This window comes from Spongiimicrobium sp. 3-5, from assembly GCF_046557915.1.
In the GTDB taxonomy this organism is placed as follows: Bacteria; Bacteroidota; Bacteroidia; order Flavobacteriales; family Flavobacteriaceae; genus JBHEBG01.
Window position 1 is genome coordinate 42,263 of sequence record NZ_JBHEBG010000008.1, and the last position, 19,925, is coordinate 62,187.

Annotated in this window: 14 protein-coding genes; 6 read left to right on the forward strand and 8 right to left on the reverse strand. The window is 41.0% G+C overall.

What is annotated here, in order from left to right; translation table 11 throughout:
* The first annotated feature begins 425 nt into the window (after nt 1-425).
* From ACEQ81_RS18145 to ACEQ81_RS18170, 6 genes are all read left to right on the forward strand, one after another.
* The gene (locus tag ACEQ81_RS18145) at nt 426-2,303 is read left to right on the forward strand and encodes a sodium:solute symporter family protein (RefSeq protein ID WP_411032344.1); all 1,878 of its coding nucleotides are present in this window, start codon (nt 426-428) and stop codon (nt 2,301-2,303) included.
* A 41-nt stretch (nt 2,304-2,344) separates the two neighbouring features.
* Complete coding sequence (locus tag ACEQ81_RS18150) at nt 2,345-3,316, forward strand: glycosidase (RefSeq protein WP_411032345.1); 972 nt, start codon at nt 2,345-2,347, stop codon at nt 3,314-3,316.
* A 4-nt stretch (nt 3,317-3,320) separates the two neighbouring features.
* Nucleotides 3,321-4,412, forward strand: a complete 1,092-nt coding sequence (locus tag ACEQ81_RS18155) for a carbohydrate-binding family 9-like protein (protein WP_411032346.1) — start codon at nt 3,321-3,323, stop codon at nt 4,410-4,412.
* On the forward strand, nt 4,399-6,750 hold the full coding sequence (locus ACEQ81_RS18160) for a GH92 family glycosyl hydrolase (RefSeq protein WP_411032347.1): 2,352 nt from the start codon (nt 4,399-4,401) through the stop codon (nt 6,748-6,750). Before ACEQ81_RS18155 ends, ACEQ81_RS18160 begins: the two co-directional genes overlap by 14 nt.
* Nucleotides 6,747-9,032, forward strand: a complete 2,286-nt coding sequence (locus ACEQ81_RS18165; protein ID WP_411032348.1) for a GH92 family glycosyl hydrolase — start codon at nt 6,747-6,749, stop codon at nt 9,030-9,032. Before ACEQ81_RS18160 ends, ACEQ81_RS18165 begins: the two co-directional genes overlap by 4 nt.
* 70 nt (nt 9,033-9,102) lie before the next feature.
* Nucleotides 9,103-11,325 (forward strand): DUF4838 domain-containing protein, encoded by a 2,223-nt coding sequence (locus tag ACEQ81_RS18170; protein WP_411032349.1) that lies wholly within the window; start codon nt 9,103-9,105, stop codon nt 11,323-11,325.
* 20 nt (nt 11,326-11,345) lie between these two features.
* On the opposite strand, the gene ACEQ81_RS18175 is transcribed toward ACEQ81_RS18170, so the two are convergent.
* The 8 genes from ACEQ81_RS18175 to ACEQ81_RS18210 form a co-directional block, all read right to left on the reverse strand.
* The gene (locus tag ACEQ81_RS18175; RefSeq protein WP_411032350.1) at nt 11,346-11,924 is read right to left on the reverse strand and encodes a RidA family protein; all 579 of its coding nucleotides are present in this window, start codon (nt 11,922-11,924) and stop codon (nt 11,346-11,348) included.
* 31 nt (nt 11,925-11,955) lie between these two features.
* The gene (locus ACEQ81_RS18180; protein ID WP_411032351.1) at nt 11,956-13,170 is read right to left on the reverse strand and encodes an aminotransferase class V-fold PLP-dependent enzyme; all 1,215 of its coding nucleotides are present in this window, start codon (nt 13,168-13,170) and stop codon (nt 11,956-11,958) included.
* A gap of 20 nt (nt 13,171-13,190) precedes the next feature.
* On the reverse strand, nt 13,191-13,664 hold the full coding sequence (locus ACEQ81_RS18185) for a RidA family protein (protein WP_411032352.1): 474 nt from the start codon (nt 13,662-13,664) through the stop codon (nt 13,191-13,193).
* Nucleotides 13,665-13,742: 78 nt separating this feature from the next.
* Nucleotides 13,743-14,660 (reverse strand): RraA family protein, encoded by a 918-nt coding sequence (locus ACEQ81_RS18190; protein WP_411032353.1) that lies wholly within the window; start codon nt 14,658-14,660, stop codon nt 13,743-13,745.
* Between the two features lie 69 nt (nt 14,661-14,729).
* The gene (locus ACEQ81_RS18195) at nt 14,730-15,851 is read right to left on the reverse strand and encodes a bile acid:sodium symporter family protein (RefSeq protein ID WP_411032354.1); all 1,122 of its coding nucleotides are present in this window, start codon (nt 15,849-15,851) and stop codon (nt 14,730-14,732) included.
* Between the two features lie 20 nt (nt 15,852-15,871).
* Nucleotides 15,872-17,134, reverse strand: coding sequence for an amidohydrolase/deacetylase family metallohydrolase (locus tag ACEQ81_RS18200; RefSeq protein ID WP_411032355.1), 1,263 nt, complete (start codon nt 17,132-17,134; stop codon nt 15,872-15,874).
* Between the two features lie 76 nt (nt 17,135-17,210).
* Nucleotides 17,211-18,944, reverse strand: a complete 1,734-nt coding sequence (locus ACEQ81_RS18205) for a PQQ-dependent sugar dehydrogenase (protein ID WP_411032356.1) — start codon at nt 18,942-18,944, stop codon at nt 17,211-17,213.
* Between the two features lie 203 nt (nt 18,945-19,147).
* Complete coding sequence (locus ACEQ81_RS18210; RefSeq protein ID WP_411032357.1) at nt 19,148-19,837, reverse strand: carbohydrate-binding family 9-like protein; 690 nt, start codon at nt 19,835-19,837, stop codon at nt 19,148-19,150.
* Nucleotides 19,838-19,925 lie beyond the last annotated feature (88 nt).

Below are 19,925 nucleotides of genomic sequence, written 5' to 3' on the forward strand. Positions count from 1 at the left end.
TTTTTTCGAGATTGGAGGTCTGCCCACAGTAATAGCGACTCAACTTTTCACTAAACAATACGTAAACCACATAATCCATGCTTCACCGCGACCATTCCGCCTTTGGCGGAATACGCTAACCGGACTGCGCCACATCCCGAATTCGGAGAGCAAAAATATAAAAGTTGAACTAAACCAACACCACCTTTTATAAAAAAAACATCAACACCATCCCTTGGATACTTAATTTCTAGAATGACCCCTGCCTTTTTTTTTGACGTTTAGCCCTACTCCATTGTTGTTGGTCTAATTTTATTCTCCTTGATACCAAAAATATTAACATTTAAGGATAACTGTAGTTATTGGTTATTGCTTGTTTAGGTAAATTCAAAGCCGATAATTCCAAGATAATCAGAACCAAACAACCATAACAAGTTGGTTACATTATGAATCTAATAGATCTCTCTATAATCATACTATACATGCTCATAACCTTTGTGGTGGGCATATGGGTTTCCAAAAAAGCCGCTAAAGGCTTAAAATCTTACTTTTTGGGCGGCAATAACATTAAATGGTACTATCTGGGCCTAAGCAACGGATCGGGTATGTTCGATGTTTCAGGAACCGCTTGGATGGTGGGATTACTTTTTCTGTACGGAGCCAAAAGCTTTATGTTCATGTGGTTATGGCCAGTTTGGAATCAGATTTTCATCATGATGTTTTTGGCAGTTTGGATACGTAGATCTAACATAATGACAGGCTCCGAATGGATATTGACCCGTTTCGGAAATGGAAAAGATGGTAGGGCTTCACATATTATTGTGGCCATTTTTGCCGTAGTCTCCTCCGTAGGCTTTATTGCCTACTTTTTTGAAGGTATCGGTAAGTTTATGACGGTAATTCTCCCCTGGAACATTCCTCTAGAGTTTGGAGACCTACTTATACTTACCTCAGAACAGTCCTACGCGCTTATTATCATCTTTTTTACCACAATTTATACCATTAAAGGAGGTATGTTCTCTGTGGTTGCTACCGAGGTATTGCAATATGGTATTATGGTGGTGGCCGGAATCTTAATTGCTGGCTACGCATTTTTCACTATTACCGATGTTGAATTAAGTACGGTAATATCTGCAGAATGGAAGAGCGTCTTCTTCGGAAGTGAGTTAGAATCTCATTGGGGAGAAAAATTTAACGCATTCAATGATCTTATTGACTCCGAAGGCTATAAAATGTTCGGGGCGCTCATAGGGATGACATTGTTCAAAGGCTTTTTTGCCAGTATTGCCGGGCCTGTTCCCAGCTATGATCTACAACGGATTCTATCGACCAAATCGGTAAAGGAAGCGGCTTATATGAGTGGTTTTACCAACTTAGTACTTTTTATTCCCAGATACCTGTTCATCGCTGGTATTGTAGTGCTGGCTTTGGTTTTTCTGGCCCCCGATATAGCAAGCATCCCCGGATTAACTGGGCGCGATTTGGAAGTTATCTTACCAAAGGTCATTAATAACCATATTCCGGTCGGTATTAAGGGATTGATTTTAGCTGGTCTTCTGGCCGCTTTTATGTCTACCTTTTCAGCCTTTGTAAATGCCGGTCCGGCATATATCGTAAATGATATTTATAAAAAATATTTCAAACCCAAAGCAACTAGTAAGCACTATATAAAAGTGAGCCACATAGCTTCCTTTTTGGTAGTTGCCCTCGGAGTATTTATGGGGTTTTTCGCAGATTCCATTAACTCATTGACACTATGGATCACAAGTGCCCTTTTCGGCGGTTATGTAGCGGCCAATTTTCTTAAATGGATATGGTGGCGGTTTAACGGCTGGGGCTATTTTTGGGGCATGGTGGCCGGTTTGGCCGTGGCTACATTACAATTTGTTTTAGACCAAAACAAGGATGGCTTTTTGGAGGATTCACTATTTTACGAATTGTCCCATGTACATGCCATTTATTTATTTCCTCTCATCTTTGGATTTTCCTTGCTAGGCTCTTTTTTAGGCACCTATTTTACAAGACCTACCAACATGGAGGTATTAAAATCTTTCTATTCCGATGTAAAACCCTGGGGTTTTTGGAACCCCGTTTTCAAGCAATTGAAAACAAAAGATCCGACCTTTAGAAAGAATAATGACTTTTGGTTGGATATGATGAACTGTGCCGTGGGCATTGTTTGGCAATCCAGCATGATCTTATTGCCCATCTATCTAATGATCCGGGATTATCCCAAGTTGATGGTTACCTTGGCCGTATTTATCTTTACTTCGGTAATTCTAAAATATACATGGTTGGACAGGGTTCGAAAAATTCCGGATTAAGACTAACAACGCAGTAATCAACAATATAAAATATTAATAAAGTGAGTAAAATTCCTTGGCAAGAAAAACCTGTAGGCACAACGGACGTAGTATGGAGATATTCAGAAAATCCTATTATAGACAGAGATGCAATACCCAATACCAATAGCATTTTTAACAGTGCGGTAGTACCGTTTGAGGGTAGATATGCCGGTGTCTTTAGATGCGATAATAAAGCCGTGCAAATGAACATTTTTGCAGGTTTCAGTAAAGATGGTATTACCTGGGATATAAATCATAACCCAATTACGTTTAAGGAAGGAAATACCTCCATGATCGATTCCGACTACAAATATGATCCTAGGGTAACCTTTATAGAGGACAGATATTGGATTACATGGTGCAATGGTTATCATGGACCAACCATAGGCATTGGGTATACCTTCGATTTTAAGGAATTTTTTCAGTGCGAAAACGCTTTTTTGCCTTTTAACCGAAATGGCGTACTATTTCCGCAAAAAATCAACGGTAAATTTGCTATGTTGAGCAGGCCCAGTGATAATGGCCATACACCGTTTGGAGATATATACATAAGCTATAGCCCGGATATGAAATATTGGGGTGAGCACAGATGTGTAATGAAGACTACGGCATTTGAGGATAGCGCGTGGCAATGTGCCAAAATTGGCGCCGGGCCCATTCCAATATTGGTAGATGAAGGTTGGTTAATGTTCTACCACGGTGTTATAAACACCTGTAACGGGTTTAGATATGCCATGGGTGCGGCCATTTTGGATAAGGACAACCCCCATACATTATTGTACAGAACACAACCGTACTTGCTGGGGCCTCAAACAAACTACGAGTGTGTGGGCGATGTCCCCAATGTTATTTTTCCATGTGCCGCCCTACACTCCATTGAGGAGGATAAAGTAGCCATTTATTACGGGGCTGCAGATACAGTGGTAGGTATGGCATTCGGAAAGCTTTCAGAAATAGTTTCCTACACCAAAGAAAACAGCATTATAAAATGACGCTATGGAAAGTGCTCCTTTAAAAAATAAAAAAATAACGGCCTTTATACTCGTAATTTTATACTTGGGCTGTATTTTTCTGTACGCACAGGACACTCCAAAAACATACATAGCCCAGAAAACGATAGATACCATCATCATTGACGGAAAACCGAACGAAATTTCATGGCAAAAAGCGAAATGGACCGATCTTTTTATAGATATTGAGGGCGAGCTTCAACCTAAATACCATACAAAATTAAAGATGATCTGGGATACCGGTTACCTATACTTTTTTGCCGAACTTAAAGAACCTCATGTATGGGCAACACTAAAACAACGCGACACTGTTATTTTTTACAACAACGATTTTGAAATTTTTATAGACCCCCAAGGAGATACTCATAATTATTACGAATACGAAATGAACGCCCTAAATACAGTTTGGGATCTGTTTCTATCCAAACCCTACCGAAATAATGGCACTATATTGGGCGATTGGGACTTTAAAGGATTGCGGTCTGCCGTAGATATACAAGGAACATTGAACGACCCGTCGGATACAGACGAAGGTTGGTCCTTGGAAGTTGCAATTCCCTGGTCCTTCACTACAGCTCCCGGAGGAAAGACCAAAATTCCAGAAAATAAATTCTGGAGAATGAACTTCTCCAGGGTCAATTGGGATTTCAATCTAACAAATGGTACATATTCTAGAAAAAAGAACGCCAAAACTGGGGAATTCTTACCTGAATACAACTGGGTGTGGTCTCCGCAAGGTGTTATCAATATGCACGAACCAGAACATTGGGGCTACGTATATTTTTCTGGGGACACTGTTGGGGATAAATCAGTATTCGAGATTCCAAAAGACGAACATATCAAATGGTATCTGTATGAGATTTACAGGAACATTAGAGCAAAGGATTCCAAAACTTCCAAATGGCAACCCATTAACACGGAAGTTTATGTAAAACCTAAGGAAATATTGGGTAAAACGGTGGTACCTATTTTGGAGAACTGCACCTTTGGGTATGTGCTTTGGGCAAAAAGTCCATTCTCAAAGAAGACATTAACTATACATAACGACGGTAAATTTGAAAGCCATGAAAATAAATAATAAGATTCTCCTTAGCCTTGTACTACTTTGTTCAGTGCTTAGCTGCACTTCGTCCGAGTCTAAAAAGGAAGAGCAAACGAATGAGCCCAAAACAGCTTTAGTAGATTATGTTAACCCGTTGATGGGCACAGACTCTTCCTTCGACCTGTCCAATGGAAATACCTACCCCGCCATTGCATTACCTTGGGGAATGAATTTTTGGACGCCTATGACCTCCAAAATGGGAGATGGTTGGACCTACAAGTATGATGAGAACAAAATTAGAGGTATAAAACAAACCCATCAGCCTAGCCCATGGATAAACGATTATGCCGCATTTTCTCTAATGGCCGTCACCGGTGATCTAAAATTTCAGGAAGATGAACGGGCCTCTTGGTTTTCACATAAGTCCGAAACGGTAAAACCGCATCACTATAAAACCTATTTGGCCGATTACGATACCTCTGTGGAAGTTACCCCTACAGAACGGGCCGCCTATTTTAAGTTTACCTTCCCCGAAGATCAGTCCTATATTCTTTTGGATGCTTTCTTTAAAGGTTCCATGGTGAAAATTATCCCTGAAGAAAGAAAAATTATTGGATACTGCAGAAATAACAGTGGTGGCGTTCCCGAAAATTTTCACAACTACTTTGTTGCTGAATTCGATAAGGATTTTGAGATAACTCATACCTGGGGAGATAAATGGGCCTTGGCCGAAAACACATTGGATAATAAAGGAGAACATGTAGGTGCCATTGTTGGTTTTAAGACCAAAAAGGGCGAAGAAGTCCACGTAAAAGTAGCATCGTCCTTTATAAGTCCGGAGCAAGCACAACTAAATTTAGACCGGGAGATTGGCAAGGCTTCATTTGAAGAAATATTTGATAAGGCGAAACAAACGTGGGAAACAGAACTAGAAAAAATTCTGGTGGAAGATAATAATATTGACAATATTAGAACTTTCTATTCTTGCTTGTATCGCGTACTCTTGTTTCCAAGAAAAATGTACGAATTTAATAATGCCGACGAAATTGTTCATTATAGTCCTTACAACGGAAAAGTCCTTCCTGGTTATATGTTCACAGATAACGGCTTTTGGGATACATTTAGGGCGGTCTTTCCCTTTTTCAATATGGTATATCCAGAATTGAACGGTACTATAATGGAGGGTCTGGCAAATACATACAAAGAATCTGGTTGGTTACCGGAATGGGCCAGCCCGGGACATAGAGATTGCATGATAGGTTCCAATTCTGCGCCTATAATAGCCGATGCTTTTTTGAAGGGAGTAGATCTTAAAGGAACCGAAATTTTATTGGAAGCGATGGTGAAAAATGCCACCACGGCCGCAAACCGACCCTTGTCTAATGGAAACGTCATAAAATCCGTAGGGAGGGAAGGAATAGATTATTACAATGAATTGGGTTATGTTCCCTACGACGTTGGAATACACGAAAACGCTGCAAGAACATTGGAATACGCCTATGCCGATTTTACCATTGCCAAAATGGCGGAAAAGCTGGGAGATGAGAAATTAGCAAGCCAGTTCTACAAACGTTCATTGAACTACAAAAACCTATTTGATCCTACTACCAAATGGATGCGGGGAAAAAATAAGGATGGTAGCTTTCAATCTCCTTTTAATCCTTTGAAATGGGGAGATGCCTTTACCGAAGGCAACAGCTTACACTATACTTGGTCTGTTTTTCATGATGTAAATGGACTGATAGCTCTAATGGGCGGAAAACAAGAGTTTGAAAATCAACTGGATTCGGTTTTTGATATGCCACCGGATTTTGATAATTCGTACTACGGATTTACAATCCATGAGATTCGAGAAATGCAGATTATGAACATGGGCAATTATGCTCATGGCAACCAACCTATTCAACACATGATCTACCTCTACAACTACGCTAACGCATCATACAAAACACAAGAAAAAATAAGGAAGGTGCTCACAAAACTGTATTCCGCAACCCCCGACGGATACTGCGGTGATGAAGATAATGGGCAAACTTCGGCATGGTATGTTTTTAGTGCTCTTGGTTTTTACCCCGTAACGCCGGGAGTAAACGAATATGTCATAGGGAGCCCCTTATTTAAAAAAGCCACTATTCATTTGGAGAATGGCAACAACTTTGAAATAAACGCCCTGGAAAATTCTAAAAGCAATTTTTACATTAACTCATTGAAACTAAACGGTGAAAGTTATTCCAAATCCTATTTAAAATTTGAAGACGTACAAAAAGGAGGTATCCTTAATTTTGATATGAGCGGCATGCCAAACAAAAGCTGGGCCTTGGGCATAACCGATGTACCTTATTCCTTAAGTTTAAGACAAGAAATAAACCCATGAAAGTAAAGTACACGTATTTTTTCCTCATAATAGCGGCTGTGGTTTCTTTGGCCTCTTGTGGTGAAAAAGAAAAAAAGGAGAAGCAAGAACTACCGGATGTTAGTTTACCTGACTTTACGCAATATGTAAACCCGTTTATCGGCACCTCCAATTTTGGAACCACCAATCCAGGCCCAATAGCGGTTAGGGGTATGGCCAACGTATCTCCATTTAACGTAGCAGGCGAAGAAAACATGCCCTTGGAGAAGGATAGTCGCTGGTTATCTACCCCCTATGTGCACGAGAATACATTTTTAACCGGTTTTAGCCATGTAAATTTAAGTGGCGTTGGTTGCCCAGAATTGGGCGTAATTTTGGCCATGCCAACCACTGGAGCATTGGAAACAGACCATTTAAAGTATGGAACAACCTATTCCGATGAGATTTCCAAGGTGGGTTATTATGCTACCCATCTTGGCAAATACAATGTTAAGGTGGAAGCCACAGCGACTACCCGTGTGGGAATCAGCAAGTACAGTTTCCCTTCTGGCGAATCTAATATATTGATTAATATGGGGCTTGGGCTTACCAATGAACAAGGGGCATCTATAAAGGTGGTATCCCCCACTGAAATTGAGGGTGTCCGTTCCGTGGGTTCTTTCTGTTATTATAAGCCAGAGGAAGCCTATCCCGTATATTTTGTTGCCAAATTTTCCAAGCCTGCAAAGGAATTCGGCATATGGAAAACGCCCAACACCCACAAAGGACCCGAAGCGGTATGGATGGGGTACAATGGTAAGACCCGATTAATGAAAGGGTACACCAAAGAGGTTGTAGGTGATAGTATTGGTGCATATATGCGTTACTCCTTTGAAGCTCCAACAGAGGTAACCTTAAAAATAGGGGTGTCTTATGTTAGTATCGCCAATGCCAGGGAGAATTTGGAAAAAGAAACCGCACAACGGACATTCGAAGAAATTCTAAAAGCCAATATTGAGGACTGGAATCGGTACCTATCCAAAATTGAGGTGGAGGGCGGCAGTGAAGAAGATAAAACGATATTCTACACAGGCTTGTACCATACATTGATACACCCTAACACCTTAAATGATGTAAATGGGGCATATCCTAAAATGAAAACTAGGGAAACACTTAAAACCGAAGGTACCAGATACACCGGTTTTTCGTTGTGGGACACCTATAGAAACCTGCACCAGTTAATGAGCTTGGTATATCCCAAACAGCAGTCCAATATGGTCAATAGTATGCTTCGGATCTATGATGAAAGTGGATGGTTGCCCAAATGGGAGCTAAACGCAACGGAAACTACCACAATGGTAGGCGATCCGGCAGGGATTATACTAGCAGATACCTATCTTAAGGGAATACAAGATTTTGACGTAGAAAAAGCCTATGAAGCGATGACCAAAAGTGCCGAGAAGCAGGTTAACAACCCGTTAAGACCAGGGATAAAAGACTATTTGGAAAAAGGGTACATAACCACTAAAACTACCAAAAGCGGTTCTGTGTCCACTACCCAAGAATATAATATTTCTGATTTTGCCATTGCCCAGTTGGCCAAGGCCCTGGAAAAACAGGAAGACCACAAAATATATACTCAGCGCTCGCTCTCCTATCGAAAGTTATTCGACACGGAATTTAATCTGCTTCGGCCTAAAAATGACGATGGCAGTTGGTTAACTCCCTATAATCCGGAATCTGGTGCCAATTTTGTAAAAAATTTAGGTTTTATTGAAGGCAACGCCTGGCAATATACCTTTATGGTTACCCATGATACCGAGGGTTTAATTGAGCTTATGGGAGGACACGACGCATATGCAGCAAAACTCCAAGACGTTTTTGATAGGAAACAATTTGATATGGCCAATGAGCCCGATATTGCGTACCCTTACCTCTTTAATTATGTAGATGGTGAGGAATACCGTACTCAAGAATTGGTTTCTTACTTGTTGGATACTCATTTCAAAAACGCTCCGGACGGACTCCCGGGTAATGATGATACCGGAACTATGTCTGCTTGGGCGGTCTTTTCCATGATGGGAATTTATCCGGTTAGTCCGGCGAACCCTATCTATGCAATTACATCACCGAGATTTGATAAAATTACATTACATCTAGATAGTGATTATTACAATGGGAACACGCTAGAGATAAGTAGCAATGCGTCCGAAGGACATAAAATTATTGAGGAGATTTTAATAGATGGAAAACAACACCAAGGCTACTTTATTTCGCATAATGATCTAATAAATGCCCGCTCTCTTCAATTTAAACTAAAATAAGGGCCCACTATTTTAACCGTTAACGACAATGAAGATTGATTACCATCCACAATAAACAAAAAGCACACTCATGAAAAAAAGCGTCTTTACCCTGCTTATAAACCTAGTTTTGTTTCTTACCTGGTCGTGTACCAACAACGCTATTGAGCTCGTTAAAAATGGAGCTTCGGATTATGAGATCGTACTTTTGGACAACTTTACCGAAGATACCCGTAAGACCGCGGAAAAACTACAGTATTATATCCATAAAATAAGCGATGTAAGTATAGAAATTGTTGATGGATCATCACAAAATAAGGATAAGTCCAAAATTTTTGTGGGCTTGTTAGATGCACCGAAACAATTGCCGCGTCAAATAAATATTAAAACCGAAGGGAAAGACCTATTTATCACCGGGGGATCCGAAAATGCCGTAAAAAATGCCGTGTACGAATTTTTGGAAAATTTCCTGGGTTGTAAATGGTATACCCCTGAAGTAGCGAAAACTCCCAATACCAAAACCATATCATTAAAACCAATCGATTATACTTACGACCCTGCAATAAATACAAGAACAGTGCATTCTAGACTCTATTATGAAAACAAAGAATTTGCAGATCAGCAAAAAGTCACCTACGAGGCCTTTCCTTATTACGTTCCCATAGCCAGAGTACATACCTTTCATAGGTTTATGCCTGAAGAAAAATTCTACGGCGACCACCCGGAGTATTATGCCTTGCGTGGCGAAAACAGACTACCTACCCAGCTATGCCTTACCAACGAGAAGGTTTTGGAAATTGTAAAAGATTCTGTATCGGCGCTTTTCAGTAGATATCCGGATGCGGATGTTGTTTCGGTAAGTCAGGATGATAACCAACAATACTGTCAGTGCGAGAATTGTAGTAAAATTGATAAGGAAGAAGGAGGGCCATCTGGGACCATGGTTCATTTTGTAAACAAAGTAGCAGCAGATTTTCCGGAAAAAACCATTTCTACTTTAGCTTATCAGCATACAAGAAAACCACCCAAGGTACGCCCTGCCGATAATGTACTTATAACACTTTGTTCCATAGAGTGCGACCGTAGTAGTCCTATAGAGGCTAAGTGTACAGATTTCGCAGATGATCTTAAAGGTTGGGGGAAGTTAACGGACAATATCAGGATTTGGGATTATACCACACAGTTTACAAACTTTCTGGCTCCTTTTCCCAATATCCATACATTACAGCCCAACATTCAATTGTTTAAAGATAACAACGCTAAGTGGGTTTTTGAGCAACACAGTAACAACCCAAGTGAACTTTTTGAATTGCGGTCCTATATAACGGCCAAATTATTATGGAACCCAGATTTAAACCTCGATGCTTTACTCAGCGAGTTTACCGACGGATACTACAAGGAAGCTGGGGTTTATGTAAAAAAATATATAGATAGAATACATGCCGAACTTAAAAAGAACGAGGATTTTTTCCTTTTTCTATATGGAGACCCTTCCGAGGCATTTTCTTCATATTTAAGTCCGGAATCGTTGGCGGAATATACTCAGATTTTTGATGCCGCTGAAAAGGCTGTGGCCTATGACCCGAAGATAGTGAGTCGTGTAAAAATGGCTCGTCTTGGGGTTGATTATGCCGTTTTAGAGGCCAGTAGAAAGAACATTTCCCCCACATACAGCCTTACTGTTCAGGATAACGTTATAAACCCAAAGGTTACCGCTCTGTTAGATAATTTTATGGAGACCACCTCCGATAACAATATAACACTAATGAACGAAATGGGTTTTACCGCTGACGAGTATGCCACCAACTATTTATCTGCCTTAGAAATTGCTCAAAAACCCAATAAAGCGAAAGGGAAAAAAGTAATTTCCGTTACCCAACCCAAAAAGTATGCCGATGAGGATCCCATGGTCTTAACGGACGGGGCCTTGGGCGGAAGCAGTTTCTATGCCAATTGGTTGGGATATGAAGGTAACCGCATGGAGGTGATCATTGATTTGGAGGAGGAACAAACTCTTAGTACTGTTTCCCTCGCGTTTTTGCAGGTTACCAACCATGTAGTGTTCTTTCCATCCTCGGTAACGTACCAAAGCTCTTCCGATGGAAAAAACTACCAGCCTCTGGGGGTTGTTGAAAATCCTTCTCCGTTAACCAAAACAAGTAAGGTTAACGACATACAATATTTTGACATAAACTTTAAGCCAACAAAAGCCAGATACATTAAGGTAATTGCACAAAATACCGAAACACCATATTGGCATCATGCTGCAGGATTACCATCCTGGATTTTTGCCGATGAGATCATCATCGACTAGCATATTATCATTTTTTTGAATTAATCGTAAACTTCTACGATCATCTCTATCTCCACAGCAATATTGCTGGGAAGGGATCCCATACCAACCGCTGCCCGGGCATGTTTCCCGTGATCTCCAAATATGGCCACCATTAGATCGGAATATCCATTGATAACTTTTGGGTGATCGGTAAAATCGGGAGCAGCATTTACCATCCCCTTAACTTTTACAATGCGTTTTACTTTATTAAGATTTCCCAATTCATGCTTCAAGACAGAGAGTTGGTTTATGGCCGTAGTTCTTGCGGCCTCGTACCCTTCTTCAATAGTAAGGTCTGCTCCTAGCTTACCTTTAATATATTCGCCATCTGATTTCAATGGCCCCTTACCGGACAGAAATATGAGATCTCCTGTATGCACAGCATTTACGAAATTAGCCACAGGAGCCGAAGGAGGGTTTAACTGAATTCCCAACTCCTTAATTTTTGCTTCGGGATCGTAATTAGGATCTGCGGTTTCTACCTCAACAGCCTGTTTTTCAACTTCCGCATTATTTTTTACTTCCGTTTTGCAAGAAATAAGCGCTAAAAACAGCGTTGCTATTATTATATTTTTCATTTGAAGAATTCTTTCTATTTAACTTTTATCCTTAAGCATTGGACAGGATTTCCTTAACCCTGTTGGCAACAATACGTTCTTGGCCAGGAGCCATCATCCAGGTGGTGATTCCTACCATTTCCTCGTTCCCAACAGTTTCTATGGACGGATGTCCATCTCGTAGTTGCTTCCGCATTTCGTCCTTTGTTATTTTTACTACATTTTCATCCCACATAATTTTTAAACTAGGCACATGGTTGGCATGGGGAGGTACATGTATTACCGTCTCCACGCCCTTAACGGATGCAGCACTATCACTGATCAGTTTAATTTGGTTCTCCCAAAGTGCCCATTCTTCCTTATGATCCCGGGCCAAATATAATTCTAAGGCCACCAACATACCCAGTACCTCTTCTTTATTTACTTTCATACCCCTGGCAATAGTAGTACCGCGTGGCGGTGTATGTAAGCGTGCTGCCTCAATGTACTTTCTTTTGCCCAATAACAAGCCTGCACTCTGTGGTCCTCTAATGCCTTTACCGCCAGAAAATGCTACAAGATCGAAGCCCATTTTAGTAAATTTAAAGAGATTTTCCACAGGTGGCACATCCGCTGCACAATCAATAAAGGTAGGAATATTATGTTTTTTTCCCAAGGCAACAAATTCTTCGCGCTTTATCTGCCCATCGTCTGTATTGGCATTTAAAAACCAAAGCATTGCCGTATTTTTATTGATAGCTTTTTCGAGATCTTTGGTAGTTTCTACCTGAACTATCTTTGATCCGGTATTGATTAAGGCATGGGTATATCCTATATCATGTGCTTTCTGAACGATAACTTCGTTTTTAAGTCCGGTTGTATCTGGTAACTGTGCTACTTTTTTATTATCCATACCACAAATAACCCCGGCCAAACCAATAGTCATTGCACCGAAGGCTCCGGAGGAAACCGTGGCATACTCACAATCCAACAAAGTGGCTATCCTTTCCCCTACCTTATCATGGAGCTGGTCTAAATTTACATATTCCGTTGCTCCGTATTTAATGGCCTCAACAACTTCTTTTTGCATCAAAGAACCCGTCATAGAGGTGTAAGTGCCTGCGGCGTTTATAAATGTCCGTACACCCAACTCCTTAAAAAAATCGCGGGCCAGAGGTGGTGCAACCGTACGTTCCAAAACGTTTGCAGATACTATTCCCGTGCCCAACATACCGCCCACTAAAGGTAGGGCAGACAATGTTTTTAATACTTTTCTTCTACTACTCATGATTGTTTTTTTTATGTCCTTTAATCAACAGCTGCTATGCAGTCCATTTCTACCAATGATTTCCCCGGTACTCCGCCGTATGTGGCAACGGTAGTTCTTACCGGTGGGTTTTTTCCAAAACGCCCTCTAAAAACTTCGTTCATTCCCTTGTAATCGGCAAGATCTGCCAAGTAGACATTTACTTTGAGTACCTTGTCCATGGAAGAACCGTTCTTTTCCAATTCCTTTTGTAATTCTTGTAATACAATTTCGGTATGGGCCTTTATCTCAAAAGGCTCTACATGCGCGCCCTTTCCTGCAATGTAAAGTGTATTACCATGTTTTACAGCTCCGGAAAAAAGTGGAATATCCTGATCTGTCTCTATTTTCCCCACAACCTCCTTTTTTGCCTTAGAGGTTTTGTCCATTGCCTGTACCGACCCTATTCCGAATAGAGCCGCTAGGCCCATTCCTATCTTTTTAAATGATGCCCTTCTTGTTGTTTTTGCTTCCATTTTACCTATGTTTTGATTTAATATCTATTGTTGTAACCTTTTATGAAAAAATCCTTTGCCCGGATCTGGTAATTTTGATTACCACATTCTGTTTTTCAATAATTCTTGAATCTGTTCTTTGGGAACCGGTAGTTCATCAATATGGTCCTTTAACCATTGTGAAAAGTCCTTTTCTATTTCATCTGTCCATTTATTATCGATTTGTCCAGGTGTATATTTACCTTCTTTCAATCTTCCTATTCCGAATAAATCGCGCAAGCGAACCACTTCTGAGGTAACAACCACTTTCTCTGCCAAATGGGCCGGTATAAACATAACTCCCTCTTTTTTTCCTAAAACGATATCTCCGGGAAGTACCGTGGCCGCTCCCATACGAATAGGCGAATTAATACTTTCTAACATTACTTCTGTTAGGAACGATGGGTGCCATCCACGTACGAAAGCATTAAAACCTTCAATTTCCGAAAGCCCCTCCATATCTCTGCTCGATGCGTTAAAAACTACACCATTCTTGGATTTGACATAAATGGAATTTCCTAGATTATCGCCTATTAATGTACCATCCACAATTTTACCAAAGCCATCGGCAACATATACATCGCCCTCAACAAGCATGTCTATGGGCCAAGAATTGGTATTGCCTATTTGCCCTTCTTCCTTTCCCTTTTTCTTAATCTGATCGGAAACATCGGGTCTATTGGGCATGTACTGTACCGTTAGGGCCCTACCTACAACGGCAACATCATCGTGCAAGGGTTCCCAACCTCCTTCAAATTGGTTGTGATAGCCTTCGTTCCTCAATACTCCCCAAGCCTCTTCTATGGTAACGGTTTTCATACGTTCCAAAACGTCATCGGCCACTTTGGGTCGGCCATCGTCAAAACGTTCGCCCTGCCATTGTGGTGTTAGAAAGATAATATGTTCCTTGGATGTTGTTTGGGCAAAACCAAAGTTGCAGATCATTAGTAGTAATAGTAGTGGTCTTATCAATTTCATTTGTTCGTGTTTATTTGTTCAGTAGTTCGGATATGTCCGTTAACATTTAGGCATTCACATTTCAAAATGCTAATCCTCAGCATCTAACTCTATTTCTTCCAGTGGTTTTTTGTTTTTTTCTGATGGGTCTTTATCACGCCAGTAAGTTGCAAGCGATGAGCCCGAAATGTTCATCCATGGTCCAAATACGGCCGGTGCAAGTCCTACTGTGGCCACTTTCCCCATTTCCAGAGCTATTCCCGATGCCAGCCCTCCATTTTGCATCCCTACTTCCAGTGCAATAGTGCGGCAATCCCGTTCATCCATCTTAAACATTCTGCAGCCCCAATATCCCAAGAAATACCCAGCAGCATTGTGTATGATCGCTGCAAGAATAAGAAATAGGCCTATAGATAACAGGCTATCTCTTCCGGCGGCAGTAATCACCATAATTATTAGGGCTATGCCTACCATGGAAACTACAGGCATGGCCTTGTCTAACCATTTGGCCTTTCCATGAAAAAAATAGTTGAAAGCCAGTCCTAAAATTATAGGTAAGATAACTATTTTAATTATGCTAAGCATCATTCCCCAGAAGTCGATCGGTACAAACTGACCTGCAAAAAGCTCCATGAGCAAAGGGGTCATAAAAGGTGCCAATAAAGTAGAAACGGCTGTGAGTGTAACGGATAATGCCAAGTTGGCCTTTGCCAGGTAAGACATTACATTGGATGCCAACCCGCTTGGGGAAGAACCTATTAAAACCACACCAGCTGCAATTTCGGGAGGAAAAGAGAATAAGGTGGCAATAGCAAAACCCAAAATGGGCATAATGGTAAACTGACAGATTAAACCCACCAAAACGCCTTTCGGCATTTTTACCACCCCTACAAAATCCTTTAGACTCATGGCAGTCCCCATACCAAACATAATAATCTGAAGCAAAGGAACAATGAGCCATTTCATTTGAAAACTACCTATTTGTCGTAGATATGCTGGGTAGAACATAGATACGGTAACGGCAGCAAAAATTAATATGGTAAAGGAAAATCCTTTGAAAGTTTTATGACCACGGGCTGCCAGTGCTAAAAAAAGGAAAAAGAAAACCAGAAATGGTCCGGTTTGTATGCCATTTCCGGTACCTGATAGTATTATTATTATCAGCAAGCAAACTAAGGAGGCAATAAATAAACCCTTGTACATTTTTTTCATTCTCTTATGCGTTTCGTTATTTATTTTTGCCCTTGATCCCAGGCAGGTTTGGAAATACCGTTTAGGTCATAAACCACGTTACCATCTTTTATCGTTATTTCGCACTCTAGTTTTTTGGTACCATTCATTCGTTTGTTCTTGGTGTCTATAAAACCAAAATTTCCCTCCCTAAGGTTCAAGAGGGTAACATCGGCGATGGCACCTACCGATAAATGACCCAAATCTGTACGCTTAATAACTTGGGCCGGGCTCCAAGTTACGGTGGTAACAACTTCATTTAAAGGCATATCTAGGTTTAAAAACTTAGACATTACGTTGACGATATCCTTCATACCTCCGTTCATGCTCCCTGTGTGCAGGTCTGTACTGATTGTATTGGGTTTAAAACCTTGTGCCATGGCCGGAATCGTCTGTTCGAACAAAAAACTTCCTCCACCATGACCAACGTCGAAAATTATTCCACGTTTTTGGGCATTAATGGCAAAATCCTCTACTTTTCCATTTTCGTCCACGACAGGGGTACGTCCTTTTACATGGGCATAGGCGTGGGTAAAAATATCGCCTGGGCGTAATTTTTCCATAAACAAGGTTTCTAGGGAAAGTTCTGGGTCGCTCCCCCCAAAATCTATCATCACGGGAATGTCGCCCAATTTACCTGCCTCCACCGCTCGTTCCGTTGGTGTCCAATCGAAACCGCTGTAATGGGCCAGCTTTATCCCTACTACAACACCAGGATGGCGTTTGGCTACCATGGCGGCGAGCTTGGGGTCCATATCTGCAATATTCTGCTCTATAGGGCCACCCTTCATTCCCGAACCTACGATATTGAGAAAAGCCAATACTCGCGTTTTGGATCGGTCTATGACCTGACTCTTAAATTGTTCAAAATTACGCCAACCGGGACCTCCTGCATCTACCAAAGTGGTTACCCCACTTTCAAAACTAAATCCGTCTGGCGGCACTGCGTAGTAGCCGTTGCTTAAATAAGCGTTATCTTCGGTTCCATAAAAATTATGACTGTGCATATCTATTAGTCCAGGACATACATATAGCCCTTTGGCATCTATAACCGTAGTAGCCGTATTTGCCCGAATGTTGCGTTCTACGCTCATTATTTTGCCATCCTTGATGGCTACATCCATTACATTATCAATACCATTTTTAGCATCGATAACATGTCCGCCCTTAATTAGGATATCATAGTCCTGAGCAACGGTTGTGGACGAAACAAATAGTACCAAGAGCGTTACCAGCAAAGTATATTTTTCATATGGTGTTTTCATAATCATCTATTTTTGATCGATCAATTTTAGTTTTTTGAATTTTAATGGGTAGTTCTGCCAATAGAAGTCCCAACCACTATGGTTTTTCTACTGATAAATTACTCCTTACGGCTTCTACTTCCTCTATTTCTACCGAACTGGCCTCATTGCCAAAATTTGTTCTAATATAGGTTAGAATTTCTGCTATATCCTCATCGCTTAAGAAGCTGTGTTGTGGCATTACCCCGTTATATACCTCGCCACCTACTTCTAGGCTTCCGTCCATTCCTTCCAAAATGACCTTTATCAACCTTTCTTTATCCCCCGTAACCCAATCGGTTCCATAAAGTGGTGGAAACCTGCCCGATGCGCCACCACCATCTTGCTGATGACATGCACTACAATAGGTATAGTATTTTTTAGCACCTTCTTCGAACTCTCCCCGCATAAGATTGTCGTTGGTCTCATGTGGCGTCCTTATATGGGATAATTGTTTTCGTTCTTCCATGGCAAGTAGTTGCTCCTCACCAAAATTGGTTTTATCACCGTTATAGGTAATCTTCCATATTTTGCCTTTTACAGAATCGGATAGGTACATTGAGCCGTCTGGCCCTACAGCAAGCCCCATTGGCCTATAAACCGCATCCTTAACGCTTACAATGGGGTCTATACCGGCGAAACCATCTGCAAAGACCTCTACCTCTCCGCTTGGTTTGCCATCTTTGAAAGGTACAAATCCAACAAAATATCCGGATTGGGGATACGGGGCGCGGTTGGTAGAGCCATGAAAGGTAATAAAAGCACCGTGTTTATAACGTTCTGGAAACTGATCTCCTTCATAAAAAACAAGGTCGTTAGGTGCCCAGTGACCTGGAAAACCAATAACAGGATCATCGAAATCTGCGCATCGCCCTATAATTTCACCATCACCGCCATATTCCGGAGCGAGTACTTTTTTGCCCTTCATCTGATCATAATAGCAATATGGCCAACCAAAGTCCGAACCTTCCGTAACACGCATAAATTCTTCTGAGGGTAAGAGCGCACTGTCCCAAGGAGAATATTTATCGGGCCATAAACGCAATAGATCATCTCTTCCGTGCATCACTATGTAAAGCTCGTCATCCACAGGATTCCAATTCATGGCCACCACACTCCTAATTCCTGTAGCGTACTTATACCCATCTTTTTGGGTCTGTCCTGTTTTGTTGGCATCAAATCTCCATACCCCACCATGGTGTTCCAATTGCGGACAAGGGTCTACTCCCGGAGCTCCAGGTGTTCTTTTGGGATCTTGACAGGCATTGGACGGTGCGCCAAAAGGCACATACATATGTCCTTCATTATCAAAGGCAATGGGTTTTCCAATATGTTCGTGTTTTCCATGTTCATGATCATCGGTCAACACTATCTCTATTTCACCATCAGGAATTAATGTTCCCGGTTTTAATTTGTAACGATAGACGACCAAGTCTGAACTGAAGTAGATATATCCATTGTATACCCGCATTGCGGTAGCGTAACTCCACTTCTCCTTTTTGGCAAGACCTCCAAACTTTTCGATTACATCTGCACTCCCATTGTTATCCGTATCTTGCAATGCAGCCACGGAAGCCTTTTCATGGGCATTTCTAAGTTTGGCATACAAGATATTATCTGAGGTAACCGCCATGTGTCTAACGGTCTCCGCAATACTATCGACAACCACTACGGATGAGAAATCATCTGGAAGGAAAAGTCCTCCATCCTTGGGTTCATTTTTGCATTGTATAAAGAACAAAATAATACCGAATAAGAGAAAGTAATTTCTAGCGTGAAGTGTAAAGGTCATTCGTATACATATAAAGATTTATTTGACATACCCAACCTCTTTCACCTCCTTCAAACATTGCCGATACACCAAATTTTGGTTTTAAATTTGCAGCATTTTCTGCTTGTTTAAGGTAAAATCCTTTGTTCTATAAAGCAACTAATTACGACGAAACGTGTGCCAACACACCCCAACGACATCGCTGTGCCTATGCGCAGCAAAATTTACTCAAACACCAATTTTCCGAAAAAAGAGGGTTGGTGAAAATTTGGTCTTTCTCCACCTACGGGATTCCAGGTTAGATAGTGTTTTTCCGCGGTATCGTCGCCGCATTTATAGAAATTGGCGTTGGTTGTTAAACCTCCTATTTGAAAATTCTTTTCGTGGACAAAAATCTCCGCAGGTATCACAACGGTCATATCCCACGAATGTCCTCCACGTTTTTCTTCAAAAGACGTAGTTCCCAGTGAGGAAACCGTCTTAATTTTCTGTTGAATAAGCTCGGGGTCTATAAATTTTCGTTCCCTACCACTTGGCCCATAGGCTAAATGCGTAACGCCTATGCAGTTAAATTCAAAATTGTAGTAATTGCCATTTTGTTGTGGATCTATAAAGAATTCTACGCAGCTATCCCTATGTGTGGCACTATTGGTTTGGGTACGTTGTGCCAGAATGTTGTCTTCGGTAACATAGAATTTAAGCCAAATTTGATCATTATTATGGGCAATTCTGAACTTGACATCGGGTTTATATGGAAATTCTTTCCAATTTATCAAATCTATGGCATGTATCTCCGTAAGATCTTCGAGCAAATTAGAGACTTTTTCCAGACTTGCCTGTCCGTCGTATTCAATTTCTTTTACTATTAACTTTTTGGTATTCTTATTTGCTGGGGTACATGCAACTAGGGTCATACAAATTATATAGAGGTAGATTTTTTTTTCTTTGATAAGGTTCAAAACTTGTATTTATTTATGGAAAGCCACTTAGTACTTTCCTTAG

Bases quoted from the DNA above. Each gene is read 5' to 3' on its own strand.
- ACEQ81_RS18145 (WP_411032344.1), top strand. From the start codon at position 426: ATGAATCTAATAGATCTCTCTATAATCATACTATACATGCTCATAACC.
- ACEQ81_RS18155 (WP_411032346.1), top strand. From the start codon at position 3,321: ATGGAAAGTGCTCCTTTAAAAAATAAAAAAATAACGGCCTTTATACTC.
- ACEQ81_RS18160 (WP_411032347.1), top strand. From the start codon at position 4,399: ATGAAAATAAATAATAAGATTCTCCTTAGCCTTGTACTACTTTGTTCA.
- ACEQ81_RS18165 (WP_411032348.1), top strand. From the start codon at position 6,747: ATGAAAGTAAAGTACACGTATTTTTTCCTCATAATAGCGGCTGTGGTT.
- ACEQ81_RS18170 (WP_411032349.1), top strand. From the start codon at position 9,103: ATGAAAAAAAGCGTCTTTACCCTGCTTATAAACCTAGTTTTGTTTCTT.
- ACEQ81_RS18175 (WP_411032350.1), bottom strand. From the start codon at position 11,924: ATGAAAAATATAATAATAGCAACGCTGTTTTTAGCGCTTATTTCTTGC.
- ACEQ81_RS18180 (WP_411032351.1), bottom strand. From the start codon at position 13,170: ATGAGTAGTAGAAGAAAAGTATTAAAAACATTGTCTGCCCTACCTTTA.
- ACEQ81_RS18185 (WP_411032352.1), bottom strand. From the start codon at position 13,664: ATGGAAGCAAAAACAACAAGAAGGGCATCATTTAAAAAGATAGGAATG.
- ACEQ81_RS18190 (WP_411032353.1), bottom strand. From the start codon at position 14,660: ATGAAATTGATAAGACCACTACTATTACTACTAATGATCTGCAACTTT.
- ACEQ81_RS18195 (WP_411032354.1), bottom strand. From the start codon at position 15,851: ATGAAAAAAATGTACAAGGGTTTATTTATTGCCTCCTTAGTTTGCTTG.
- ACEQ81_RS18200 (WP_411032355.1), bottom strand. From the start codon at position 17,134: ATGAAAACACCATATGAAAAATATACTTTGCTGGTAACGCTCTTGGTA.
- ACEQ81_RS18205 (WP_411032356.1), bottom strand. From the start codon at position 18,944: ATGACCTTTACACTTCACGCTAGAAATTACTTTCTCTTATTCGGTATT.
- ACEQ81_RS18210 (WP_411032357.1), bottom strand. From the start codon at position 19,837: ATGACCCTAGTTGCATGTACCCCAGCAAATAAGAATACCAAAAAGTTA.